Raw genomic sequence first — 24273 nt, 5'->3', positions numbered from 1 at the left:
CCCATGCCTCATGCTGGGGCTCAGATGTTTCCCGCGCCCCACTCCGTACCCCAGCCAGATGAGACCCTGACCCTGCGTGAGCGCCTGCGGGACCTGCGCGCCACACTGTCGCTGGTCTGGCACGCCAGCCCCACCCACAGCGCCACGTACGGGCTGACCAGCCTGGCCGCCAGCGCCCTGCCCGCCGCGAACCTGTACGTCGGCAAGCTCCTGCTTGACGAGGTGGCGCGCGCCGCCCAGGGCAACGTCACCTACCGCGCCCTGCTGACCCTGCTGGCCGTGCAGGTGGGCCTCGTGGTCCTGGGCAACCTGATCAGTACCGTGCAGAACGCCGCGCAGCAGCTGCTCGGCGACAGCCTTCAGCACGCGGTGAGCCGCCGCATTCTCGGCAAGGCCTCCACCCTGAGCGTCGAAGCGTTCGAGAACGCCGACACCTACGACCGGCTGCAGCAGGCGTGGCGGGAGGTCGGGTCGCGCCCGCTGGGCGTCGCCACGCAGCTCGTGACGCTCGCCGGCGCAGCCGTGACCCTCGGCTCGGTGGGCGCCCTGATGACCACGCTGGGCCCCTGGGTGCTGCCCCTCGTGATTCTCGCCAGCGTACCCGGCGTGATCGTCAGCAACCGCTTCGGTGTGGAAGGCTACCGCATGCTGCGCCGCCAGACGCACGACGCCCGCGTGCAGAACTACCTCGGCAGCCTCCTGACCTCCGACACCCTGGTCAAGGAAGTGCGGCTGTTCGGTTTTGAAGGGTACCTGATGGACCGCTGGCGCACCTACTACCTGGGCTTCCGCACGCAGCTTGTCACCCTCGTGCGCCGCCGCTCCGCGTGGGGCTTCGCCGCCGGGCTGCTCAGCGCCCTGCTGATCGGCCTGGCCAGCGCCCTGATCCTGCGCCGCGCCGCGGGCGGGCAGATCAGCGTCGGAGACTTCAGTGTCTTCGTGCTGGGCATCACGCAGGTGCAGGGCACCGTCTCGAGCCTCCTGAACGGCTTTTCCGCGATCTACCAGAACCTCCTGTACATGCGCAACCTCTACGCCTTCCTCGAACTGCCCACCCGCGACCTCGACGCCGGCGAGCCCTGGCAGGGCCGCATCGAGAGTATCGAATTCCGGGACGTGAGCTTCCGGTACCCGCTGACCGACCGGGACGTGCTGCGCGGCGTGAACTTCACGGTGCGCCGCGGCGAGGCGCTCGCCCTGGTCGGCGAGAACGGCGCCGGGAAGACGACCATCGTGAAACTCCTGACACTGCTGTTCGCCCCGACCGGCGGGCAGATCCTCCTGAACGGGCTGGACGCCGCGCGCTTCAGCCCGCGCAGCGTGCAGCGCGAAATGAGCATCATCTTCCAGGACTTCGGGCAGTACCAGATGACCGCCCGGGACAACGTCGCCCTGGCCGAGGTCGGCCGCCTGGACGACACCAGCGCCGTGCAGAGCGCCACCCGCCAGGCCGGCGCGGCGTTCATCGAGACCCTCCCCCAGGGGCTGGACACCCCGCTGGGCCGGCTGTTCCAGGGCGGCCGGCAGCTGTCCGGCGGGCAGTGGCAGCGCCTGGCGCTCGCCCGGCTGTACTTCCGGGACGCCTCGGTGCTCGTGTTCGACGAACCCACCGCCGCGCTCGACGCCCGCGCTGAATTCGACACCATCCAGGCGCTGCGCGAACAGACCCTCGACCGCATCACCCTCCTGGTCTCCCACCGCTTCTCCACCGTGCGCCTCGCCGACCAGATCATTGTCCTGAGCGGCGGCGAGATCGTGGAAGCCGGGTCACACGACGCGCTGCTCGCCCAGCACGGCCGGTACGCCACGCTGTACGACCTGCAGGCCCGCGGCTACACCTGAACCGCCCCTTTGACCCGCCCCGCCCGGCGGGCTACGCTGCCCGGCATGACGACCCTCACCCCCGACCAGGCGCAGGTGGTCGGCCGCGCCGCGCAGGCCGTCCGTGACCATCAGGCCGAGTGCGAAGCCGCGCAGGACGTCACCCCGGCCGCCGCCCACGCCCTGGCCGCCAGCGGGTACAGCCGCCTGACCCTTCCCGAGGACCGCGGCGGGCTGGGGGCCTCGCTCGCCGGATTCGCGCAGGCGCAGCTCACGCTCGGCCGCGCAGGCGCCGGGCTGGCCCTGGTGCTCGCCATGCACGGCCACGTGACCGGCGCCAGCTTCCAGGGCCGCACCCTGCCCGAACCTCTCCTCGCGGCGCTCGCGCAGGCCGGAGTGCGCGGCGAACTCCTGAATGCCCTGGCCAGCGAACCGGAACTCGGCAGTCCGTCGCGCGGCGGTCTGCCCCGCACCGTTGCCGAGCCGGACGGCACCGGCTTCGAGAGCAGCGAGTGGCTGGTCACGGGCCGCAAAACCTGGAGTACCGGGTCACGCGCGCTGCGCTGGGCCATCGTGACCGCCGCCACGCCGGACGGCCGCGTCGCACGGTACCTCGTGGACATGCACGGCCCGGGCGTGAGCATCGAGCCGACCTGGGTGGGCGCGCACGCCCTGCGCGGCAGCGGCAGTCACGACGTGGTGTTCACCCGCGCGCCTGCACGCCCCGCCGGCCCCGGCACACCCGGCCAGCAGCGCCTGGTTCTGGACGGCGGTGGCCGGCACGTACCTCGGCGTGGGCTTCGCGGCGCTCGACGCGCTGGTCACCTACGCCCACGAGCGCGTCCCCACCGCGCTGGGCGCGCCGATCGCCACCCTGGGCCGCGTGCAGGAGAACGTCGGCCGCATCGGCGCCGAACTGCTGGGCGCGCAGGCACTGCTGCGCCGCGCCGCGCGCGCCTGGGACGCCGAGCCGGGCGCCGCGGCCGTCCCCCTGATCGGCGCCGCAAAAGCAGCCTGCACCAACGCCGCCGTGAGCACCACGGACCTCGCCGTCCGTACGGCAGGCGGCGCCGCCCTGACCGCCACGCTGCCGCTGGAACGCCTGCTGCGGGACGCCCGGGCCGGCCTGACCCACCCTCCCGGCGAGGACAGCGCGTACCAGGCGTACGGCGCCGCCCTGCTGAACGCGGCCACTCCGGACGCCGCAGGACCCTGAACATGCCGGACGTCGTGCACGCCACCCTGGAGGACCTCACGATCCGCGCCCGGCGGCTGGTGACCCCAGGGGAACGCCGGCTCCTGGGCATCACTGGCAGCCCCGGAGCCGGAAAGTCAACGCTCGCGGCGGCACTGGTCGAGGCGCTGCGTGGGGACGCGGCGCTCGTGCCCATGGACGGGTTTCACCTGGCGAACGAGGAACTCCGGCGCCTGGGCAAGCAGGACCGCAAGGGCGCGCCCGACACCTTCGACGCCCTGGGCTTCGCAGCGCTGCTCGCGCGCCTGCGGCGGCGTGACGAGCCGCTGGTGTACGCTCCGCGTTTCGACCGGCAGCTTGAAGCGTCCATCGGCAGCGCGCTGCCGGTCCCGGCTGACGTCCCGCTGATCGTCACCGAGGGCAACTACCTGCTGCTGGACGGCCCCTGGCGCGCCGCGCGCTCGCACCTGGACGAGGTGTGGTTCCTGACACTGCCCGGCCCCGAGCGCCTGCGCCGCCTGATCGCGCGGCACGAAGCGCATGGCCGGACCCCCGAGGCCGCGCGGAACTGGGTGCAGGCCGTCGACGAACGCAACGCCCGCCTGATCGACGCCACGCAGGACCTGGCCGACCTGAACGTACACCTTCACTGACCAGGAGAGCCGGGTGGGCCGCTGGTTGCGCCGAAGGGCTCTGGGCGGCTCCCCGGCCGCGTCCCAGCGCTGCCCAGCCTCCGGAACGGTCACTGCCCGGCCTGATCCGTTCCTTCGGGGCGTGGGCAGGCCCAGAGGGCATCGGGGGTGACGGCAAACACCCCGCCCCACGGCCAGAACCGGCCCACCCAGCTCTCCTGGTGCGCGGGGCGGCCACCGGACCACGCGCGTTACAGTCACCTCCGCCCCGGCCGCAGGCCTATCGGTCCGGCGCGCCTCGCCCCTCATCACCCTGCGGTTGGTCACGAAGGACGGAGGCGGCGCCGCGCGAAGCGGCTGAGGGCCGCTGACCTACACCTTCACCCGGCGGCCGTCGTTCACGCCAGACAGCGCCACGCGCTGCGTTTCGCGCCGCAGGTCCAGCGGGTCTGGAGCAGCGCCGTGTCATTGCGCAACTGCGAGTGCTTCGCCGGGTCGTACGCGGCATTCAGGCCTGGCGTCCCGCCGCACGCCACCTGGACCGGATGCGCGTAGTGTTCCGTGATGGGCAGCCCGCGCTCAGGGCCGCGCGGTCGACCGTGGCGCTCACCTGACACGGGCCGCCTTCCTCCAGGCTCAGGGTGGGTACCGTCACGACGCCCCCGGGCTGAAAGGCGCAAGGTCAGGGCAATCTGCACATTGAGACTGAACGCACCGCCTGGGGCAAGCCACTACCCGTGGAACTGCGGGACGCCAGCCCGGATGTTGTGCACCTGGAAGGGGGGGCTGGCAGTGCAGGTGTAGTGCCAGCCAAGCGCCTCGCGCGGTCCAGGCAACAGGCCGGGACCCGTCCACCGGCGGCCAGGGACCTGGGCCGACGCCCGGAGCAGACCTGAGGCACCCGGGGCTGTGGAGCGTTCTGCCGGACGGCGCCGGTCGGGAATTACCGGGGCTGGCGTGGCCGGCCGGTCCGGGCACGTACAAAATTGACGTGCACGTAACTTTCTGCCTATGCTGAACCCCGACACCCAACCCACCTGGAGGTACCCCGCATGGCCCTGAAGGAATTATTCGACCTTACCGGCAAGGTCGCCCTCATCACCGGCGGCAGCCGCGGCCTTGGCCTGCAGATTGCCGAAGCCCTCGGCGAGTACGGCGCCACCGTCGTCCTGACGGCCCGCAAGCAGCACGAACTCGACGAGGCCCGCACCCACCTCGCCGGACTGGGCATCACTGCCCATGTGTACGCCAACGACCTCGGCGCCTTCGACACCCTGGACCCCACCGTGCAGCGCATCCACAACGAGGTCGGCCCCATCGACATCCTCGTGAACAACGCCGGCGCCACCTGGGGCGCCCCCACCCTCGAACACCCCCTGGACGCCTGGCTGAAGGTCATGAACGTCAACGTGAACGGCACCTTCGTCCTGACCCAGGCCGTCCTGAAACACTGCATGGTGCCGCGCGGCCGGGGACGCATCATCAACGTCGCTTCCGTCGCCGGGCTGCAGGGCAACGATCCCCGCATGGCCGCCACCATGGCGTACAACACCAGCAAGGGCGCCATGGTGAACTTCACCCGCGCCCTCGCCGCGGAATTCGCCGCGCAGGGCATCACCGTCAACAGCGTCTGCCCCGGGTACTTTCCCACCAAGATGACCAAAGGCACCCTGGCGTACGGGGAACAGGCCATTCTGGAGCACACGCCCATGCGCCGCCTCGGCGGCCCCGAGGACCTCAAGGGCCTCGCGCTGCTGCTCGCCAGCGACGCGAGCGCCTACATCACGGGACAGAACATCGCCATCGACGGCGGCATCACCGCGGTATGACCGGCGCCCGCCGGAACTCCCCGCAGGCGCAGAACCGGATTCGCCGCGCCATTCACGCCCGCGCGTGCAGGCCCGAACGGCAGGGCGGCGCCGCATGAAGCCCCAGGACCTTCAGGCGCATGTGGGACAGCAGGTGGCGCTCAGCGCGTGGACCGAGATCACCCAGGAGCGCATCAATGCCTTCGCGGCTGCCACGGGCGACCACCAGTTCATTCACGTGGACGCTGAACGCGCCGCGCAGGGGCCTTTCGGCACGACCATCGCGCACGGCTTCCTGACCCTGTCCCTCCTGGCGGGGGACTTCATGAGCCTTGGCGGCGCCCCTCAGATTGAGGGCGCCCGCCTGACCGTGAACTACGGCCTGAACCGCGTGCGCTTCATTACCCCAGTCCGCTCCGGCGCCCGGCTGCGCAACCGCGCGGTGTTGCAGGCGGCCGAACCCGGCGCCGGGTTTGTGCAGATCACGGTGGCGAACACCATCGAGATCGAGGGCGAGGCCCGACCCGCCTGCACGGCTGAAAGTGTCTTCCGGGTGTACCTGTGAGCCGCGTCCGGCGCCTGTCCGGCGGCCAGGTCAGGATCACGTGAACCCCGGCACGCAGTTCACGCTGGAGCGCCCCACCACCGGGGAGGTGCTGGGCACACTGACCGTGACCGGCACGGACCTGTTCACAGTGCGCGGCACGTTCGACGCGACGCCCGCGTTCGGGCCCTACCGGGCGCTGTTCGAGGAAGACGCCCGGCTGGCCCATCAGCTGGCGCAGGACCCCGACCCGGCCCTGATGGAACGCGCCGAGGCGGTCCTGGACGGCCTGCTGGCGCTGGGACTGGTGTTGCGCGGTGCGGGCGGCAGAGGGCACCGTCAGTTTCTGCTGGGCATTGAGGGACGCGAGGCGGGCTTTCGCCTGCTGTCCCCGGAGGAGGAACCCTTATGACCGTATTCGACGTATCCGACCGCGCCCGCGACCTGCGTGAACGCCTGACGGCCTTCATGGAGGCGCACATCTACCCGAACGAAGCGGAAATCGCCCGGCAGATCGAGACCGGGAACCGCTGGGAGCATCTGCCCCTCATTGACGAACTGAAACCCAAGGCGCGCGAGGCTGGCCTGTGGAACCTGTTCCTGCCGCCCGCCAGTGACCCGCAGGGCCGGTATGGGGCGGGGCTGAGCAACCTGGAGTACACGGGCCTGTGCGAGATCATGGGCCGGGTCTGGTGGGCGCCGGAGGTGTTCAACTGTTCCGCGCCCGACACCGGGAACATGGAGGTGCTGGCGCGCTACGGCACGCCCGAACAACAGGAGCAGTGGCTGATGCCGCTGCTGAACGGCGAGATCCGCAGCGCGTTTTCCATGACGGAACCCGGCGTGGCGAGCAGTGACGCCACGAACATCGAGTCCAGCATCGTCCGCAGCGGTGACGAGTACGTCATCAACGGGGACAAGTGGTGGACGAGCGGCGCCGGGGATCCGCGCTGCCGGATCAGTATCTTCATGGGGAAAACAGACCCGGGCGCCGAGCGCCACCTGCAGCAGAGCATGGTGCTGGTGCCGCTTGACGCGCCCGGCGTGACCAAAGACCGCATGCTGACCGTGTTCGGGTACGACGACGCGCCGCACGGACACGCGCAGATGACCTTCCGGGACGTGCGGGTGCCCGCCTCGAACATGCTGCTCGGCGAGGGCCGCGGCTTCGAGATCGCGCAGGGCCGCCTGGGGCCGGGCCGCATTCACCACTGCATGCGCCTGATCGGGCAGGCGGAGCGGGCACTGGACCTCATGGTGCAGCGGGCCGCGGCGCGCGTGGCCTTCGGGAAGCCGTTGATGGCGCACCAGCACGTGCGTGAAGCGATCGCCACCAGCCGGATGGAGATCGACCAGGCGCGGCTGCTGACCATGAACGCCGCGCACATGATGGACACCGTGGGCAACAAAGCGGCGCGCGGGCAGATCGCGGCGATCAAGGTGGTCGCGCCGAACGTGGCCCTGCGCGTCATCGACCGGGCCATTCAGGTGTTCGGTGGCGCTGGCGTCAGCCAGGACACGCCGCTGGCCATGATGTACGCGCAGGCCCGCACGCTGCGCCTTGCGGACGGGCCGGACATCGTTCATACCGAAACGGTTGCCAAGGTGGAACTCGCGCGGCAGGGCGTGGCCCGCCGTGGCTGAGGCGGCCGGCATGGACCTGAACGGAAAGACCATTGTCGTGACCGGCGCGGCGTCCGGTATCGGACTGGCGCTCGCGGAGCGGTTCGTTCAGGAAGGCGCCGCTGTCGTCGCCTCGGACCTCAATGCCGAGCGGGGCGCGGCCGAGGCCGACCGGATCGGCGCGCGTTTCGTGCCTGCCGATGTGGGCCGTGAGGAGGGCGTGCAGGCCCTCATTGAGGCCGTCCTGGCCCATGAGAGGCAGGTGGACGTGCTGTGCTCGAACGCCGGCCTGGCGGTCGGGAACGGTCTGGAGCCCAGCGACGCGCTGTGGGACCTGTCCTGGCGCGTGAACGTAATGAGTCACATCTGGGGCGCCCGGCACGTCCTGCCGCACATGCTCGCGCGCGGCACAGGCGCGCTGCTGCAGACCGTATCCGCGGCCGGCCTGCTGACCGAAGTGCACTCCGCGCCGTACGCGGTCACCAAGCACGAGGCGCTTGCGTTCGCGGAGTGGCTGGCGATCACCTACGGCGATCAGGGCATTCACGTGGCGGCCCTGTGCCCGGAATGGGTGCAGACCCCGCTGATCGGGCAGGCGCCACACCTCCAGGCGGACGCCATCGCGCCGGAGCAGGTGGCCGACGCCGCGGTGCAGGGCCTGCGGGCCGGGGAATTCCTGATCACCACGCACGCCATGACCCGCCGGGCCTTCCAGGCGCGCGCGAATACCCACGACCGGTGGCTGGGCCGCGTGCGGGACCTGGCGCGGCACACGCAGGACCAGCTGGCCGGACGTCACGCGTTCCCGGACGACCTGCCCACCCAGAGAGGCAACTGACATGGAATTCAACCAGAAAGTGATTGTCGTGACCGGCGCGGCGTCCGGCATCGGGCTGGCGCTCGCCGCAGCCTTCGTGCGTGAGGGCGCCGCCGTGATCGCCTCGGACCGCAACGAGGTCCTCGGCGCGCAGAAGGCGCAGGAGATCGGCGCGCGCTTCGTGCCGGCCGACGTCAGCCGTGAGGAGGGCGTCAAGGCCCTGATCGACGACGTCCTCGCACGCGAAGGCCGCATTGACCTGTTCTGCTCGAACGCCGGAATCGGGGTGGGGGAGGGGCCCGAGACGCCCGACAAGACCTGGGACCTGATTCAGCGCGTGAACGTGATGAGTCACGTCTGGGCGGCGCGGCATGTCATGCCGCACATGCTCGAACGCGGCGACGGGTACCTGCTCAACACCGCTTCTGCCGCCGGGCTGCTCACCGAACTGCACTCCGCGCCGTACGCCGTGACGAAGCACGCCGCCCTGGCTTTCGCCGAGTGGCTGAGCATCACCTACGGGGACCGCGGCATCAAGGTGGCGGCCCTGTGCCCCGAGGGGGTGTGGACCCCCATGATCCAGAACGCCCCGATTCTGCAGCAGACGGCCATCACCACCGATGAGCTCGTCGGGAAGACCCTGGCGGTGCTGCGTGAGGACGGATTCCTGATCACCACGCACCCCACGACCCTCAAGGGCTTTCAGCTCAAGGCGCAGAACTACGACGAGTGGATCAGCAAGATGCGCCACCTGCGCGGCAAGGCCATGGCCCTGCTGCACCCCCAGGGGGAGGAGACCAGGGCGTGACCCGGCCTGACACCGCCCCCGTCCGTCCCGGCGAGGAGCTGCCCCTGGACGCCCTGAAAGCCGCGCTGCGCGGCCGACTGCCCGGCAACGTGGACGCCCTGAGCGTCGAGCAGTTCCCCGGCGGGTTCTCCAACCTCACGTACCTCGTGCGTCTCGGCGAGCACGAGTACGTGCTGCGCCGCGCGCCGCTGGGCCCGGTGGCCAAGGGCGCCCATGACATGACCCGCGAGGCGCACCTCCTTGAACGCATTCATCCGGTGCTGCCCGTCGCGCCCGCCCCGGCCCTCGTCGTGGACGACCCCGACGTGATCGGCGCGCCGTTCTACCTGATGGAACGCCGCCGCGGCACAGTCGTGCGCACCAGCCTGCCCGGCGCCTACCTCGGCCTGCCCGACGCCCCCGCGCGCCTGTCCGCGGCGCTGATCGACACGCTCGCTGACCTGCACGGCGTGGACATCGACGCGGCGGGCCTGCGCGCCCTCGGCAAACCGGAGGGCTTCAACCGCCGTCAGGTGGACGGCTGGGCCGGCCGCTGGCGCCGCGCGCGCGAGGCCCTGGCCGGCACCGGGGACCTGCCGCCGCCCGCCGAGCTGCGTGACGACCTCGTCATCGCGTGGCTGGAAACGCATACGCCGCCGGAAACGGCCCACACGCTGGTCCACAACGATTTCAAGCTGGACAACCTGATGTTCGACCCGCACGACCCGGGCCGCGTGGTGGCGCTGCTCGACTGGGAGATGACCACCGTCGGTGATCCCCTGGTGGACCTGGGCCTGACCCTGACGTACTGGACCATGCCAGAACTGCCGGGCGGCGCGCCCAACCGCGTGGGCGCCGCCGCGCCGGGCTTCCTGAGCCGGGACGACCTCGTTGCGCGCTACGAGCAGCGCCGGGGCGTCAGCGTCGCTGCGCATCTGCCCTGGTACGAGGTGCTCGGTCACTTCAAGCTTGCCGTGATCGTCCTGCAGATCTTCGCCCGCTACCGCGCCGGACAGACGAGCGACCCGCGCTTCGCGCCGCTGGCCGGTCAGGCCACGTGGCTGATGCAGGAAGCGTGGCGGCGCATCACCGCGCACGACGCCGGGACCGGCGCGTGAGTGAACTGCTGCTCATCCGCCACGGTCAGGCCACGCCCTTTGAAGCCGACACCGACCGCCTCTCCCCGCTCGGCGAGGCGCAGGCGCGCGCGGTAGGAGAGGCCCTGGCCGCCGACGGCGTGACGCCCACGCACGTTCTGCACGGCCCGCTCGTGCGGCAGCGGCGAACCGCGGCCCTGGCCGCGCAGGCCAGCTGGCCCGAACCCAGCCTCGACGCCCGGCTGGCCGAGTACGACGGCGACGGCCTCGTCCACACCCTGGCGCCCCTGCTGGCCGCCCGGGACCCGGCCTTTGCCCCCCGGCTCCGCGAGTTCCGCGCGCAGCCGGGCGGGCCAGAACGCAACCGCGCCTTTCAGCGGGTCCTGGAACACCTCGCCGACCACTGGCAGGCCGGGACCCTCACCCACGACGCCGTGGAAGGCTGGGCAGCGTTCCGCGCGCGGGTCAGCGCCGCCCTCACCGAACTGCTGCGCGGCCCGTCCGGATCAACCACCCTGGTCTTCACGAGTGGCGGCGTGATCGGACTGGGCGTCGCGCTCGCCCTGGACGCCCCGGACGCCGCCGCACTGCGCCTGAACTGGCGGGTGCGCAACGCGTCCGTGACCCGCCTGACCTTCGGCGCCGGCCGCGTGAGCCTGGACAGCTTCAACGAAATTCACCACCTGCCGCCCCAGCTGCGCTCCTGGCGCTGACCCCTCTCAAGGAGACCCGATGCCCGTTGATCCTCACCTGCGGGAGCTGCTGCTGCAACTTGCCGCCGCGCCGCAACCCACCGACCTGACCCAGATGCGCGCCATGGTCGAGGCGAACGCCCGGCGCGCCCCCACGCGCCCCGTGCCCGTCGCCGCCGTGCGCGACCTCACCGTGGACGGCAGTGACGGCCCCCTGCCCGCCCGCCTGTACCGGCCCGACACGCCGGGCACGCCGCCCCTGACGGTGTTCTTCCACGGCGGCGGCTTCATCGCCTACTCCATCGACACGCACGACGCCCTGTGCCGCGAACTGTGCGCCGCGTCCGGCGGCGCCGTCCTGAGCGTGGCGTACCGCCTCGCGCCGGAACATCCGTTCCCGGCCGGCGTGAACGACGCCTTCGCGTCGCTGCGCTGGGCCGCGGCGCACGCCGCCGAACTGCAGGTGGACGCCCGGCGCCTGGCAGTGGCCGGGGACAGCGCCGGCGCGAGCCTCGCGATTGCCTGCGCGCTGCGCGCCCGGGACGAGGGCGGCCCCGCCCTCCGCGCGCAGCTGCTGATCTACCCGCCGGTCGACGCGGTGACCCCACACGTGCATGAAAGCCGGGTCTCGAACGGCGACGGGTACTTCCTGACGCGCGAGCGCATGGCCGAAATGGGCCGCCTGTACCTCGCGGACGCCGCGCACGCCGCCCACCCGCACGTGAGCCCGCTGCACGCCGACCTGCGCGGCCTGCCGCCCGCCCTGGTGCTCACCGCTGAATTCGATCCCCTGCGCGATGAAGGCGCCGCGTTCGCGCAGGCGCTGTCAACCGCCGGGGTGCGCGCCGATCACCGCCCGGGCCCCGGCATGATTCACGGGTTCGCGAACATGACCGCGTTCTCGCCGCCCGCCGCGCAGCTCGTAGACGACGCAGGAGCGTGGCTGGGCGAACAGCTGCGCACCTGACCCCACAGGCGTTTATGCTGGTTCACGTGATCTTCACCATGAAAGAGAATTGTGCTGCCCAGGTCACTAGGGTGAGCGCATGACCATCCGTGACGCACTGCTCGCCAGTGAGGACGCCGTCTACCGGACCGCGCAGGTGATCACGGTACTCCACACCCAGCGCGCGCGCGGTCCATGGCTGCGCCTCGTGGCCGTCGCCGGACGCGCCGATCACGTCGAACTGCTCGCGGTGCAGGGAGACCGGATCCGCCGGCCCGGCGATACGGTGGGCCTCCAGTCGAACCTCGCTCACCTGCAGCACCTCGAGACGCGCTGCGTCGCCGACCTGGGCGCCGACCCGGCCACCCTCAGCGGCCTGCTCAACTCGCGCCAGGTCAGCGAACTGCTGTCCACGCCGCTGGACGAGCAGATCGCCACCCAGACCCGCGCCATTGCCGCCGCGCTGGACGAACGGCCCGCGCAGGCGCGCAACAGCCGTCCGCGGCTGTGGTTCCGCAACGCGGCGCCCGCCGCGCCCGAAAGACTCGACAGCCGGGTCGCCGCGCAGGTGGCGCAGCTGCAGGACCTCATCGCAGCGGTGCCGATCGTGGCCCTGGAAGACGTGGCCCTGGACTGGGACGACGTGGACGTCTCCGGCGACACCGCCCGCTGAGAGCGGGTCAGGTGCTCGACGACCGCGGTCCGGACAGGCGGCCGGGCTAATAACGTAACGCGTCACCACGCTGTTCAGGGGGCTGCGGCCCTGTGACGCTCCGGTCGCTCTGGCCCTGCTGCGTGGGGAACCTGGCCTTTCTCTGACCTGCGCGGAAACGCACGCCCCCTCCGCCTCAAGGTCGGACGGGCCGGGACGCCAGACGAACAGCGCGGCCCAAGGACCGGCCCGGAGGTAGTGGCAGCCTCGCCTCACCCCGCCGTTCTGACGTGCAGGGTCAACGACAGCGGGGATCAGAGAAAGCGGCCCGGCCTTCCTGATGCGCCTGCGTACGAGTGACGCTGCCCTTGTCACGCGGTCACCCATGTGATCGCGGGCAAAGGAGCGCTCGTGGCGTGTCAGGAATGGTCTGTCAGGCGACAAGACACCTACACGGGCGGGAATTCCGGCGTGACCCCCTCACACCTGAAAGCCAAGCACGGTCCCACTTGCCGTACTAGAGCATTTGTCATAAGAGATGTTTTTTGAAGGCTGCCAAGAACCACCCGTGGATATCGGGCCCAGACACGGTCTTCAGTGCGTCCGCAATCCCTTGCATCAGGCTCTTCACCGTACAACGGGCCTCCCCCCGCAGCCGAGCCTTGAGCTGCGAGAACAACCACTCAATCGGGTTGAAATCGGGGCTGTAGGGCGGCAAATACAAGAGGTGGCACCCGACCTCCTCGACGAGCGTCCGAATGGACGCTCGATGATGTGAAGAGCGATTGTCCATGATGACCACCTGCCCGGCACGCAACAGTGGGCACAATTCCTGAGCCACATAGAACTTGAAGCACTCGCCCGTCACTGCACCGTCAAGAACAAAGGGGGCCAGTGGCCCAGCCAGACTCAAGGCGCACATCAGGGTGTAGTTCCGGCCATGATTGCGTGGGACCACGCCCACTGCCCGCTCCTGACGTGACGCGCGGGCATACCCGCGCGTCATGGCCGTGTTGACGCCACGCTCGTCGACCAACACCAGGTGATCAGGGCGTTCCAGAAGGGGCCGGAGATCTTTCAGGAACGCCCTCCGGCGTTCCTCACTGCGTTCTCTGGCGACCATCGTTTTTTTTATGGGTGATGTGATGACGTTGGAAGACCCGGTCTACCGTTTTGTAACTCACTCGTACCCCGGTACTGGCTTCCAACATGTCGGCGTGCTCCTGTAAGGTCGCGTCACGGTGGGTTTCGAGCTGGGCCAGCAGCTGCATTTCGTGATCAGCCGTCACCGTACGGTGAGGCCCCGTTGGTCGCGCAACCACGTGCAGGGTCCCTGCCCGGTGCCGTGCCAGATACCGCTTGACAGTGGACACATGCACGGAGAAATGTCGTGCGGCTTCGTCGGGGGAAGCGCCTCCCTCGACCAGCGCCACAATGCGCGTGCGCAACTCGATGGCGTAACCTCGGACCCCAGCTGAGTTCATGCTTCTATTCTGTCAAATGCTCTAAAGGCGATGGTCCGGCCATCGGTGAACAGCTCCGTGGTGACCCCTGTGCAGACCCGGCGCCGGCTGATGCGCTTGCCGGCCGCATTGAAGTGCCAGAGCGTTCCTGACGACGTTCCCAACACATACGACCCGTCCAGTAGCCGCCGCGCCGGCAACGGGGCAACCCCCAGGTGGTCAACCCGCTCCATCACCAGCGTGTGCTGCTCGACCAGGTCATAGACGCAGAACTCGTTCCGGCGATTGAGAAAGAACACCTGCCCATCGCGTTCGTCGAGCGGGCGTGACAGCAGGTTCTGACCAGTCTGGTGATGTTCAACCACAGCTCGATCCCCGGTCAGACGATAAAAATTGCCTGACCCCGAACGCACCAGCAACCCCCGCGGCTCCTGCCCAAAGACCCCCCTGGGAATGACGTCGCAGGAGTCAGGCTGGAGTTCCTTCAAGGACAGGGTGAGGCGTTCATGCCCATCATGAAGCGAGAGCCACCTGATTTGCCCCTCCATGCCCTGGTGCATGGCAACCGCCTGAAGGGGTGCGTAGATCGCGGTTCGCAGGACCTGTGCCGAGCCGAGGTGCACGGTCCAGCGCACCTCGCCTGTGGCCGCCTCCAGGCAGGTGAGTGGCGTGTAATTGCGCCAGCCGCCGACCACCACCGAACGCTCGTCGGCGTGCAGCCAGCCAGAGGGGCCAGGCAATTCGGTCGACCACAGGCGTGCGCCACGGTGCAGATCAAAGGCATCAAGGCGGGCGTGTTGATTGAGGAAGTAAACATGAGTGGCCGAAAGAGCGAGGGTGCCCCAGGGATTCTGGATGTTGGCCCGCCAGTATTCCTGGCCTGTCATGCGGTCCAGAGCGATCAGTTTCGTCCTCCGCGCGGGACAGACGATGACGGCCCCGGACTCGGCCATGGAGGGCACCTTCTGGTGAGTCAGCGCAGACCAGGTCGGCCTGAGGGGGAGGTCTGGCACAGCCATTCAGGGTCAGTCTAGGCGGATGAAAGTCAACCTGACAGACCAAATTTGACGACCCACTCTGTCCGACGGGCACGGGAACCCTTCCGGTGCTCGCGGTCACCTCACCGTTTCCCGTTGACGCGCCCGTGCGCGGTGACCTGTGGCTCCTGAACCGCGCCAGCCCGCCCGGCGCGTTACCCCCATCGGGCCTCTCTGACCGGGAACCCGCAGCGAGCAAGGGCCGCCCGCTGGTTTACCCGTCCGGCTCCAGGGTCGCCAGCAGCCGGTCGACCAGGGCGTCCAGGTGCGTCAGCTGCCCGGCAGGCAGGGCCTTCAGGAGTTCCTGTTCGCAGGCCAGGAATTCAGGCAGCAGCCGGTCGACCAGGGTCCGGCCGGCCGGGGTGAGCTGCACCCGCGCGGCGCGGCGGTCACGGGAATCCACCGCCCGGGTGATCAGGCCGCGCCGCTGCAGGCGCAGGATCCGGTTGGTGGTCGAGGGACCGCTCACGGCACTCAGGACGCTCAGCTGCCCTGGGCTGAGGCCTTCGGCGGGCGCGCTGCGGTACAGGGTCAGGAGCAGGTCCCAGCCGGCAGCATTCAGGTTCTCGCGGCGCAGCAGGTCATCCACATGAGACTGCAGCGCCGCGCCGAGACGGGTCAGGCGCAGCACGCTCAGCATGGGCGCTGCGTTCAGGTCGGGCCGCACCTGCGCCCAGTCCGACTCGATCCGGGCGAGGAACGCGCGCGTACCGGGCATGCGGCCTCAGCTGCCCCGGTAGGTGCTGTACGACCAGGGACTCACGAGCAGCGGCACGTGGTAGTGCGCCGCCGCGTCGGCGACCGTGAAGCGCAGCGTGATCACGTCGAGAAACGGCGGGTCGCTGCTCAGCCCGGCGAAGTACGGGGCGACGTGAAAGGTCAGTTCGTACGTCCCGGCCCGCAGGTCCCCCCGCGGAATCAGCGGCTCGTCGGTGCGGCCGTCTGCATTCGTGACCGATTCGCGCAGCACCGTCCCGGTCTGCGAGTCCCGCAACTGCACCGGAATTCCGGCGGCGGGCCGTCCGCGGGCCGTGTCGAGCACGTGGGTGCTGAGCCCCGCTCCGTGCGCCGGGGCGGTCACGCGCGCTCCACCCACCCTTCAATCACGCCGTAGGGTTCGGCGTCCGCATGGAAGATCGTGCCGGGGTTGTCCAGCCCGAAGCGGTCCAGGGGATAGGGAATGTGATGCCGGTTCGGAAAGGAGAAGAAGATCCGCTCGATCTCGTCGCAGCGGCCGAGGACCGCTTCACCCAGCCGGTACAGGGTGTTCTGCATGCTCGGCGAGTAGTGATCGGGAAACACGTCCAGCAGCGTCTGGTACACGCGCCCCCACACGTCGTCGTAGTCGCAGTCATCCACGCGGTACGTCCAGCGGGCCGTGACCACGGTTGCCAGAATCCGGTCGGTGGTGTCCGGCAGCGTGGTGAACTGGTCACGGTGAAAGCCGGCCCAGCCGCTCTGCGTGGTTTTCAGGATGTACAGTTCATCCAGCCCGCTCTCCACCGTGAAGGTTTCGCCGTCGCCCTGCACGGTGGCTGTGTGCTTGGGCATCTGGCGCACGAAGGCGTGATCGTGCGCCTCTCCGCGGCTGTGCATCCGCGCCCAGGTGTGTTGCACGAATTCTGCGCGCGCGCCGGTCACGCGGGGGCCGTTCGTCACGAAGTGCCGGATGAGGTGCCTGCCGAAAGCTTCCACACTGCCGGTCAGGCCGTCGCGCGCCAGGGCGTAGATGGTGTTGCGGACGGTGTCGGTCGCCACGAGGCCGGTGTTGTCCCCCTCGGTGTGCGCCGCGCCGAAGTCGCCGGTCATGGCAACCCGGACCTGCACGTCGCAGATGTCATGACGGGGCTGGGCCCGGAACACCTTGAAGAGGCGGACGTCAGCCTTGCCGTAGTTGTTCTCACCGAGTTTTACGCGCACCGTCATGGGGTCTCCTGGGGAACGATCAGGTCAAGGACGCGCAGCCGGGCGATCCGGCCGATCTCGTGCAGCGCGGCGTTCACTTCCTGTTCCGGCGTGTGATTCAGGCGGCGCCGGGCTCCTTCGAAGATGCTCTGCCTGGTGTTCTCCCGCACGCACACCACGTACGGCAGGCCGAACCGCTCGTGGTACGCGGCGTTCAGGGCATGAAACTCGGCGTACTCCTCCGGGGTCAGGCGGTTCAGTCCGGCGCTGGCCTGTTCGCTCGCACTTTCCGCGGTCAGGTCACCTGCAAGCGCGGCCTTTCCGGCGAGGTCGGGGTGCGCGCGGATCAGGGCGCGCTGCTCGTCAGGCGTGCCGCTGCGGGCCGCGGCAGCGAATGCCGTGGCGATCGCTTCGGCGTCCTGGTAGGGACGGTTCCGGGCGACCTGCGCAGCGTAGTGGGGTGAATGTTCAAGCACTCCGGCGAACTGCTCAATAAAAGCGTCCTCCGGCAGTGCGTTCAGTTGCGGGACGGTCAGGCGGGACATGGCGCACCTCCAGGAATCCTTCGACGACGAAACAATCAGGGTGGCCGCAGCGTACGCGCTGCCTGGACGCCTGTCAACACGCGCCCACGGTGCCGCCCGGCGGCGTGGGCGGGGCACAGACCGCTGTGACCCCTGACGCCCCGGGAGCCGGTGACAGAAGCCGGGCGTGCCTTCTGCCCACCTTTGCGTTCTTCGCAGCAACGACCAGCGGCATGCTGCCCGGTTCAAGCCCACCTCCGCTCCTCCAGTCACTGCCGCACAGGCGCTTCAGACGGTACGGAACACGTTCCGCCAGGTCCTGCCGCCCGGAAACCGGGGCGCATGCCAGGCATCGGGATGGACTCCCTGCGGACTTGCTGCCCATTGCGTGAGCAGGGCAGCTGCTACTCACGCCCAGCCTGTTCACCTGTCGCCAGCGCCCTGCCGGGGCGCTGGTCAGGCTGAGCTGCGGAGACAGGCGGGGCCGTGGTGGCATGGGGCGCGGCCCGCCGCCACTTGGTTATCCTGCCGGGGAGGACCCCAGCGGCAGCAGGGTCTCCCCACCCACCTCCCAGTGGGCCACAGTCAGGGCAATGTCCATGGCCTGAACCTGCAGTTCGGCGGCTCCGCCCGGGCTGTCTCCGCGCACGGCGACCCAGCGGCCCAGCGGCACGTGCACGTACACTGCCCGCTCCGGTCCGGGCGGGTCCGCGCAGTCCGGTGTGGTGCCCAGCCGCAGCGCCGCACGGTCGCCGAGGCGCACTTCGGCGCCGGTCCACCCGGGGCCGCTGCCCATGTCCGGTCCGGCCCGCAGGGTGTCCAGGCGCAGGTGCATTACCCAGGGGCCTGCCCGCACTGCGCCGTCCCACGGCAGGCGCAGGCGTGAGGGGGGGCCGTACAGACCGCGCCGCAGAACCTGAAGCGTGCCGCCTTCAAGCACCACCCGGTAGCCTGCGCCGGTTCGCCGTTCCCGCCGGTCTCCGGCCGGAACAGGCGGGGCCGCCTCCAGGAGCCGGGCGGGCCGGCCGGCCGTGGTGTGAACGCACGGTGGCGCCAGGCGGTCCTGGGCTTCGCGGATCAGGGTGGCCTCGCCCGTGTCACGCGCGTAGTGAAGCGCCGCGCTGGGATCACTGCTCAGGACTGCCCGGGCCAGCTGCGCGCGCAGCCCGGCCCGTTCCGTGCGTTCCAGGCTTCCGGCCAGTGCGGCGCGCAGCAGTTCACTCACGAAGCAGAGGGTGTCGCTGCGGTCCGACGGCCGGTACGTCAGGGCGGGCAGCTGCATGGTTTCCTCGGCCTCGCACGGCACGAGCAGGCCCAGCTGCTCTGCCTGGCCCAGCACGCTGGGTGCGTCGTCGCCTAGCAGCGCGTCGGCCAGGGCGGGCGTGACCGGTCCGTGCAGCAGCGCCAGCCGCGCGAGCGCCGTCTGAAGTGGGCCGCTCAGGTGCCCCACTTCCGCCAGGAGTGCCTGCCGTACCTCGTCGGGCAGCCCGGGCGGAGCGGTCGGGTCGGCGTCCCGGTCAATCAGGGCGCGTGCCAGCGGCTCCCACCCGTCCGCGTCCTGCGCGACGCGGGTGGCGAACGCGTAGCGGCGCTCGTCACTCCACGTGGTCTGCCGGGGCTGCAGGGCCGCCATGATCTCCGTGGCGCCCAGGGGCGGCAGGTCCACGAGGTGCAGCCGTGAGCCGTCCAGCGTGGTCAGCGCACCTCGCAGTGCGCGCGCGGAGGCGCGGTCGGCGGGACTCACGACCAGCGTCAGGTCCACCGGGAGGTTCAGGGCGAATTGCAGGTGGGGGGCCAGGGGCGCGGCGTCCGTCACGTCGTTGAAGAACACCAGCAGGGGCCGGCCGGTCGCGGCGGCGACGGTCCACAGGCGGATGACGCTGCGCGCTCCGGTGTCCGGCCGGGTGAGCAGGATGCGCGCTTCCGCCTGTTCGGTGGGAGGCAGCAGCGGCAGCAGCTGATGCAGCAGCGCTGCGTGCAGGAGGTCCGGGTCGGGGCTGAACTGCACGTGCAGGGTCTGCCACGCGCTGCCGTGCGTCACCTGCGTCACCAGCGCCTGCCGTCCCGCGGCGCTCCGTCCGGTCAGCAGCACGAGTTGCGGCGTCCGCTGCGCTGCCTGCAACGCCCGGCGCAGCGGACGCTGCAGGTCCGGGGTGCCAAAGTGCACCTCGGCCTGCAGGGCGGGCTGGCGCTGCAGATTCAGGCCCAGCGGCCCGGCGCGCGCTTCGATCAGCGCCGCGGCGGCGCGCCGGCCTTCGCGCTCGAAGCGCGCGTACGTGGCACCCAGCTGCTCCTCGACGACCTGCAGGAGCCGCCAGCGTTGCGCGTCCACCCAGGCGCGCAGGTCGCTGGAGCCCAGGTCTTCCAGGCCACTCAGGGGCAGCGCCGTGCCCACCGACAGCCAGTCGCCCACCTCCGCGTCGGTCAGCGTGGCCGCCTGCTGCCGCCAGGCGTCCAGGTCGGTGGGCAACGTCACTTCCAGCATGGCGCGCCGGGGGGGCAGCAGGTCCGGGTCAATGTGCCGCAGCCGGTTGAGTTCCACGCGCAGGTTCCTCAGCGCGTCACTGGACGTCCACAGCAGTCCCGCCAGGTGCTCGCGGTGGAACGGGCGGTGTTCAAGCGTCAGGTAGGTGAGCAGCGCCGCGCCTTTGGCGGGCATCGGAACCGGCCGTCCCGCCCGGCTGAGGTACGGGCGGCCGAGCACGTGAAGGGTCAGGGGAAGGTGGCGCTCCCGGGAGTAGGTCATGGCAGGCACCTGTGAACGCGCGCAGGCGGGCCGCGCGGGGAGGCGGCGGAACGTGGGGCGTCTCAGAGCGGCCGGTGAAACGCCGTTGACCTGGCGGGACCTGCGGGAACGGAAGGCCGGGACGGAGGTCACTTCGCATCGTACCAGACGCCCGGCGCTTTCCCTGAAGGGCGCGCTGCGCCGGGATGGGGAGGAAGCGGCCTGGGGCGTTACTGGAGGTCGGGGGGGGCGGGCAGGTGCGCGGGGCGCCAGTCGCGGGTGGGGCGCGCGAAGTAGTAGCCCTGCATGACGTGAATCCCCTCCCGTTGTAGCAGCTGCAGGTGCTGCAGGGTCTCGACGCCTTCAGCCACGAGTTCCAGGCCCATGTCGCGGCTCAGGCCCACCATGGCGCGCACAATAGCGGCGCTGTGGCCGCGTGGGTCCTGCGCAAGGTCATGAATGAAACTCCGGTCGATCTTCAGGCCGCTCAGGGGGAAACGGGCGAGGTACGCGAGGCTGCTGTATCCGGTACCGAAATCGTCCAGCATCACGCGCACGCCGTCGGCCCGCAGCGCTTCGAGGATGCGCGCGGCCCGGTCCGGGTTCTGCATCATGAGACTCTCGGTGATTTCCAGCTCCAGCAGCGCTGGGGGCAGGCCGGTGTCGCGCAGCGCGGCGCGGACCTGCCCCAGCAGGTCGGGGCTGGCGAACTGTCGGGCGCTGAGGTTCACCGCGACCCGCACGCCCCCCCACTGCTGCGCGGCGCGGCACGCCTCGCGCAGCGCCCACGCGCCGACTTCCACGATGTGATCCCCGCGTTCCAGGATCGGCATGAACGTCCCGGGGGACTGCAGGCCACGTTCGGGGGAATTCCAGCGCAGCAGCGCCTCCGCGCTGAGGATGCGCCGCGCCTGGGTGTCCACGAGCGGCTGGTAGTGCAGTTCGTACTCACCGCGGTCCAGGGCGTGCGCGAGCGCGCCCTCCAGGCCGGCGTGGGCGTGCGCGCCGGCGTCGTAGAACATCAGGTTTTCCCCCTGCGCTTTGGCGTCCAGCAGAGCCAGTTCAGACGCCCGGCGCAGCGCTTCGGGGTTCGTGGCGTCCGCAGGCCAGCGGGCCGCGCCGACCGACGCGGAGACGCGCAGCACCTGCGTGCCGACGGGCAGCGGCTGACTGACCGTGCTGACCACGCGGCGCAGGTGCGCCGTAAGGGTCTCGCCGGTGGGGGGGTGGGAGAGCAGAAGACCGAATTCGTCGCCGCCCACCCGGGCGACCATCTCCCCGGGGGCCAGCGCGCCGCGCAGGCGGTCGGCGAGGGCGCGCAGCATGTCGTCGGCCGCGTCGTGCCCGTACATGTCGTTCACCAGCTGAAAGCGGTTCACGTCCAGCGTGACAAGCAGAAACTCGCCGGACTGGGCGGTGCGCTGCGCAACCTGGGCGTGCAGCAGCACCCGGTTGGGCAGCCCCGTCAGCTGGTCGTACAGCCGGCCTTTCTCCAGCGCGTCCACCTGACGCTGGATGGTCGCCTCGGCGTCCAGCCGCAGCTGTTTTTCCAGGGTCAGGAGCTGCTCGGCGTTCTCCAGGCGGCTGGCCGTGTGGGCAATCTGCAGGTACTGGTCGATCAGCGCGCGGTTCACCTGCCGGTTGATCTCGATCAGGGCTTTCAGGTGCGTGATGGACTGTTGCGGGTCGATGGCTTCACTCGCCGTGGCGGACAGCCACAGCAGCGTGGTCTTCAGATCGCTGTGGTCATCGTCGGGGACGCTGCGCAGGGCTTGTTCGGCTGTGGTCTGCGCGTCGGCGTGCCGGCCCTGCGCCAGCTGAATTTCGGCCAGGACGCCACGGGCGGTAATCTCGGTTTCGCGGTCTCCGTCCTGCTGCGCGCTGGCTATGGCCTGCCGGATCACCTGCTCCGCCTGGGCGTGCTGCCCTGTTCTGGAGAGCGCCGAGCTGTACAGCGTGAGCAGGCCGGTCGGCAGGTCGCTGGCCGGCAGGTCGCGCCCGGTGCGGTACCCCTCAATGCGTTTCAGGGCAGTTTCTGCGCGGCCCTGCTTGATGAGGGCCTCGCAGAGGTTGTGCAGGAAGATTTCCTGCGCCTCGGTGGACTGCTGCTTGAGCGCAAGGTGATAGCCCTGCGCGTACGCGCGGGTGGACTCCTGCACCAGCCCGGCCTTCTCGAACAGGCGGCCCTGGCTGTTCAGGAGGCTCAGGTAAACGTTCGGATTGAGGTCGTCCCGGGGCAGCGCGTCGATCTGCTCTTTCAGGTCATGCATCAGCGCTGTGGCGTCCGAGACATGATTCAGGTCCAGCAGGACGTTCAGGACGTTGCACTTCACCGCAATCTCGCCGGCGGTGTCGTGCATGCTCCGCAGGGCACTCTGCGCCTCGTGAAGCAGCGCCAGCGCCGCGTCCCCGTCGAGCGCCGCGAGCCGGAGGTAGGCGAGCTGCAGCGCAGCGTCGGCGCTCAGCCTGGTCAGGCCGTGCACCTTGGAGAGTTCGGACGCGCGCGTGAGGTGAACGGCCGCGCGGTTCAGGTCGGCGCGCAGCCGGTGAAAGAGGCCCAGGGCGTACTCGTAGTGGCCCTGGACCTCCGGTGTGCGCGGCGTGATGCGGGCCAGCCGTTCTTCGGCGCGGCTGTGCCCGTGGTGCTTGAGCTCCTCGATAACGGAGGCAATGTTGTCCAGGTCAGTGGCCGTCATACGTCAGCGGGCGCGGTCGATGACGTCCAGCCTGACGGATTGCGCAGAGATGGCGGCGTAAGCGGCGCCCTGCAGCGCGCTGATGGAGTACCGGGTGCTGCTGAGGGCGTTCAGGGTCGACTGCACGGTCAGGGCGTTCTGATTCAGGTCGGCGAGAATGCCGGCCATGATGGGCGCACTCATGGACGTGCCGCTCCAGTACCCCGCCTGGTTGTTCGGGAAGGCGGAGAACAGGGCCTCGCCGGGCAGGAACGCGTAGGTCTGGGGGCTGTAGGAGGAAAAGGCGCTGATCACGTGGTCCGGGCCGTGACTGCCCACGCTGATGCCGCCCGCGGCACTGTCCAGGCCCTCGGCCGGGTGGTCCATGACGGCCTGGGCACTGTTGCCGGCGGCCGCCACAACGAGACTCTGTCTGCTCTGCGCGTAGCGGATGGCCTCACGCAGGGCCGGGCTGCTCTGCGCCGTGCCGAAACTCAGGTTGATGACGTTCGCGCCGTGGTCAGCGGCCCACACGATGGCCCGCGCCGCGTTCACGATGTCACCCTCACCGGCGTCATTGAGGACCTGCAGCGGCATGATGCGCGCCCTCGGGGCGGTCTGTCGGACCAGGCCGGCCACGAAGGTGCCGTGCCCGTAACTCGGGGAGCCGCTCACCACGTTGAAGGCAGGCGCGCGGTCGTCGTTCACGAAGTCGTACCAGGTGCCCGCGTCTGTCAGATTGCCACTCAGCAGAGGATGCTGCGTGTCGAATCCCGTGTCGATGACCGCGACCACCTGGCCCGCGCCGAGGCGGCCGGTTTTCAGCAGATCGTCCAGATGAATGGCGCTGAAGTTTCCAGCGTTTTCGACGCGGAAGAGATTGCCTGCACCTGGAAGAAGGGCGTCGTCGCTGTTCACCCACAGGCCTTTGGCGCTGCTCCAGGTGCTCACGCCGTTCACCCATAGGCCCTTGGCGTTGCCCCAGGTGCTTCCCTCCGGCACGCTGATCGCGTCCTGGTTGCTTTCCAGGGTGCTGGCCTGGGCCCCCAGGCCAGCACGGCTGGGGTTGCCAATCACCGCGAATGTCGCTGTGCGCAGCTGCACGGTCCCGCCGTACTGCTGCAGGTCCTGATCGGTGGTGGTGGCCGTGACCGGCACGGTGAGCAGGGTGGCTGGACGATCCGTCCGGGGCAGCGTGGTCCGGGAGCAGCTGATCAGGAGGAGGCTCGAGATGACGGCGCAGGTGAGGATGCTACGCATGATGATGGTCTCCTTGATATGTGGTAACGAGTCGCTCCCTTTTGATTCTACAGACATTCACCGTATTGTC

Annotated in this window: 23 protein-coding genes and 1 pseudogene; 14 read left to right on the top strand and 10 right to left on the bottom strand. The window is 69.9% G+C overall.

Annotated features, from left to right (window positions below; translation table 11 throughout):
• The first annotated feature begins 24 nt into the window (after nt 1–24).
• The 4 genes and pseudogenes from LAJ19_RS18660 (at nt 25) to LAJ19_RS18645 (ending at nt 3669) form a co-directional block, all read left to right on the top strand.
• Nucleotides 25–1842, top strand: coding sequence for an ABC transporter ATP-binding protein (locus LAJ19_RS18660; protein ID WP_225524335.1), 1818 nt, complete (start codon nt 25–27; stop codon nt 1840–1842).
• Between the two features lie 45 nt (nt 1843–1887).
• A pseudogene (locus LAJ19_RS21965) lies at nt 1888–2469 on the top strand (acyl-CoA dehydrogenase family protein); the annotation flags it as partial.
• 124 nt (nt 2470–2593) lie between these two features.
• On the top strand, nt 2594–3037 hold the full coding sequence (locus LAJ19_RS18650; protein ID WP_225524374.1) for an acyl-CoA dehydrogenase family protein: 444 nt from the start codon (nt 2594–2596) through the stop codon (nt 3035–3037).
• Between the two features lie 2 nt (nt 3038–3039).
• Complete coding sequence (locus LAJ19_RS18645) at nt 3040–3669, top strand: nucleoside/nucleotide kinase family protein (RefSeq protein ID WP_225524372.1); 630 nt, start codon at nt 3040–3042, stop codon at nt 3667–3669.
• A 377-nt stretch (nt 3670–4046) separates the two neighbouring features.
• Here LAJ19_RS18645 and LAJ19_RS18640 read toward each other — a convergent pair whose 3' ends face one another.
• Nucleotides 4047–4265 (bottom strand): hypothetical protein, encoded by a 219-nt coding sequence (locus LAJ19_RS18640; protein WP_225524334.1) that lies wholly within the window; start codon nt 4263–4265, stop codon nt 4047–4049.
• A 435-nt stretch (nt 4266–4700) separates the two neighbouring features.
• Between LAJ19_RS18640 and LAJ19_RS18635 the strand changes: the two genes are divergently transcribed.
• The 10 genes from LAJ19_RS18635 to LAJ19_RS18590 all read left to right on the top strand — a co-directional run bounded on the left by LAJ19_RS18635 (nt 4701) and on the right by LAJ19_RS18590 (nt 12635).
• Complete coding sequence (locus tag LAJ19_RS18635; protein ID WP_225524333.1) at nt 4701–5477, top strand: SDR family oxidoreductase; 777 nt, start codon at nt 4701–4703, stop codon at nt 5475–5477.
• 94 nt (nt 5478–5571) lie between these two features.
• Nucleotides 5572–6021 carry a MaoC family dehydratase gene (locus tag LAJ19_RS18630; protein ID WP_225524332.1) on the top strand — a complete coding sequence of 150 codons (450 nt, stop codon included), beginning with the start codon at nt 5572–5574 and terminating at the stop codon, nt 6019–6021.
• Between the two features lie 40 nt (nt 6022–6061).
• A complete protein-coding gene (locus LAJ19_RS18625) occupies nt 6062–6412 on the top strand; it encodes a hypothetical protein (protein ID WP_225524331.1) in 351 nt (116 codons plus the stop codon).
• A complete protein-coding gene (locus LAJ19_RS18620; RefSeq protein ID WP_225524330.1) occupies nt 6409–7644 on the top strand; it encodes an acyl-CoA dehydrogenase family protein in 1236 nt (411 codons plus the stop codon). The genes LAJ19_RS18625 and LAJ19_RS18620 overlap by 4 nt, the downstream gene beginning before the upstream one ends.
• 10 nt (nt 7645–7654) lie before the next feature.
• The gene (locus LAJ19_RS18615; protein ID WP_225524329.1) at nt 7655–8461 is read left to right on the top strand and encodes an SDR family oxidoreductase; all 807 of its coding nucleotides are present in this window, start codon (nt 7655–7657) and stop codon (nt 8459–8461) included.
• Nucleotide 8462: 1 nt separating this feature from the next.
• On the top strand, nt 8463–9248 hold the full coding sequence (locus tag LAJ19_RS18610) for an SDR family oxidoreductase (protein WP_225524327.1): 786 nt from the start codon (nt 8463–8465) through the stop codon (nt 9246–9248).
• Nucleotides 9245–10345 carry a phosphotransferase family protein gene (locus LAJ19_RS18605; protein ID WP_225524325.1) on the top strand — a complete coding sequence of 367 codons (1101 nt, stop codon included), beginning with the start codon at nt 9245–9247 and terminating at the stop codon, nt 10343–10345. Before LAJ19_RS18610 ends, LAJ19_RS18605 begins: the two co-directional genes overlap by 4 nt.
• Nucleotides 10342–11037: a histidine phosphatase family protein gene (locus LAJ19_RS18600; RefSeq protein WP_225524324.1), complete on the top strand. Its 696-nt coding sequence runs from the start codon at nt 10342–10344 to the stop codon at nt 11035–11037. Before LAJ19_RS18605 ends, LAJ19_RS18600 begins: the two co-directional genes overlap by 4 nt.
• Before the next feature lie 19 nt (nt 11038–11056).
• On the top strand, nt 11057–11983 hold the full coding sequence (locus LAJ19_RS18595; protein WP_225524322.1) for an alpha/beta hydrolase: 927 nt from the start codon (nt 11057–11059) through the stop codon (nt 11981–11983).
• Between the two features lie 79 nt (nt 11984–12062).
• The gene (locus LAJ19_RS18590) at nt 12063–12635 is read left to right on the top strand and encodes a hypothetical protein (RefSeq protein WP_225524321.1); all 573 of its coding nucleotides are present in this window, start codon (nt 12063–12065) and stop codon (nt 12633–12635) included.
• A gap of 508 nt (nt 12636–13143) precedes the next feature.
• Here LAJ19_RS18590 and LAJ19_RS18585 read toward each other — a convergent pair.
• The 9 genes from LAJ19_RS18585 to LAJ19_RS18545 form a co-directional block, all read right to left on the bottom strand.
• Nucleotides 13144–14098, bottom strand: a protein-coding gene (locus LAJ19_RS18585) for an IS630 family transposase (protein WP_225524320.1) whose coding sequence is annotated in 2 segments (ribosomal slippage) — nt 13144–13746 and nt 13748–14098 — 954 coding nt in all. Because the reading frame shifts where the segments join, the coding sequence is not laid out codon by codon here.
• Nucleotides 14095–15030: an outer membrane protein assembly factor BamB family protein gene (locus LAJ19_RS18580; RefSeq protein ID WP_225524319.1), complete on the bottom strand. Its 936-nt coding sequence runs from the start codon at nt 15028–15030 to the stop codon at nt 14095–14097. Before LAJ19_RS18580 ends, LAJ19_RS18585 begins: the two co-directional genes overlap by 4 nt.
• A gap of 298 nt (nt 15031–15328) precedes the next feature.
• Nucleotides 15329–15832, bottom strand: coding sequence for a MarR family winged helix-turn-helix transcriptional regulator (locus LAJ19_RS18575; RefSeq protein WP_225524318.1), 504 nt, complete (start codon nt 15830–15832; stop codon nt 15329–15331).
• Between the two features lie 6 nt (nt 15833–15838).
• Nucleotides 15839–16195, bottom strand: a complete 357-nt coding sequence (gene uraH / locus LAJ19_RS18570; RefSeq protein ID WP_225524317.1) for a hydroxyisourate hydrolase — start codon at nt 16193–16195, stop codon at nt 15839–15841.
• Complete coding sequence (gene pucL / locus LAJ19_RS18565) at nt 16192–17040, bottom strand: factor-independent urate hydroxylase (RefSeq protein WP_225524314.1); 849 nt, start codon at nt 17038–17040, stop codon at nt 16192–16194. The genes uraH and pucL overlap by 4 nt, the downstream gene beginning before the upstream one ends.
• On the bottom strand, nt 17037–17564 hold the full coding sequence (gene uraD / locus LAJ19_RS18560) for a 2-oxo-4-hydroxy-4-carboxy-5-ureidoimidazoline decarboxylase (RefSeq protein WP_225524313.1): 528 nt from the start codon (nt 17562–17564) through the stop codon (nt 17037–17039). Before uraD ends, pucL begins: the two co-directional genes overlap by 4 nt.
• 499 nt (nt 17565–18063) lie before the next feature.
• Entirely contained in the window at nt 18064–20289 is a 2226-nt protein-coding gene (locus LAJ19_RS18555; protein WP_225524311.1) for a hypothetical protein, read from the bottom strand.
• A gap of 209 nt (nt 20290–20498) precedes the next feature.
• Nucleotides 20499–22964 (bottom strand): putative bifunctional diguanylate cyclase/phosphodiesterase, encoded by a 2466-nt coding sequence (locus LAJ19_RS18550; RefSeq protein ID WP_225524309.1) that lies wholly within the window; start codon nt 22962–22964, stop codon nt 20499–20501.
• Between the two features lie 3 nt (nt 22965–22967).
• Nucleotides 22968–24203: a S8 family serine peptidase gene (locus LAJ19_RS18545; protein WP_225524307.1), complete on the bottom strand. Its 1236-nt coding sequence runs from the start codon at nt 24201–24203 to the stop codon at nt 22968–22970.
• Between the last annotated feature and the right edge of the window lie 70 nt (nt 24204–24273).

Source organism: Deinococcus taeanensis (genome assembly GCF_020229735.1).
In the GTDB taxonomy this organism is placed as follows: domain Bacteria; phylum Deinococcota; class Deinococci; order Deinococcales; family Deinococcaceae; genus Deinococcus; species Deinococcus taeanensis.
Note: the sequence above shows the minus strand (reverse complement) of the source record. Positions and strands in the feature narration are given on the sequence as shown.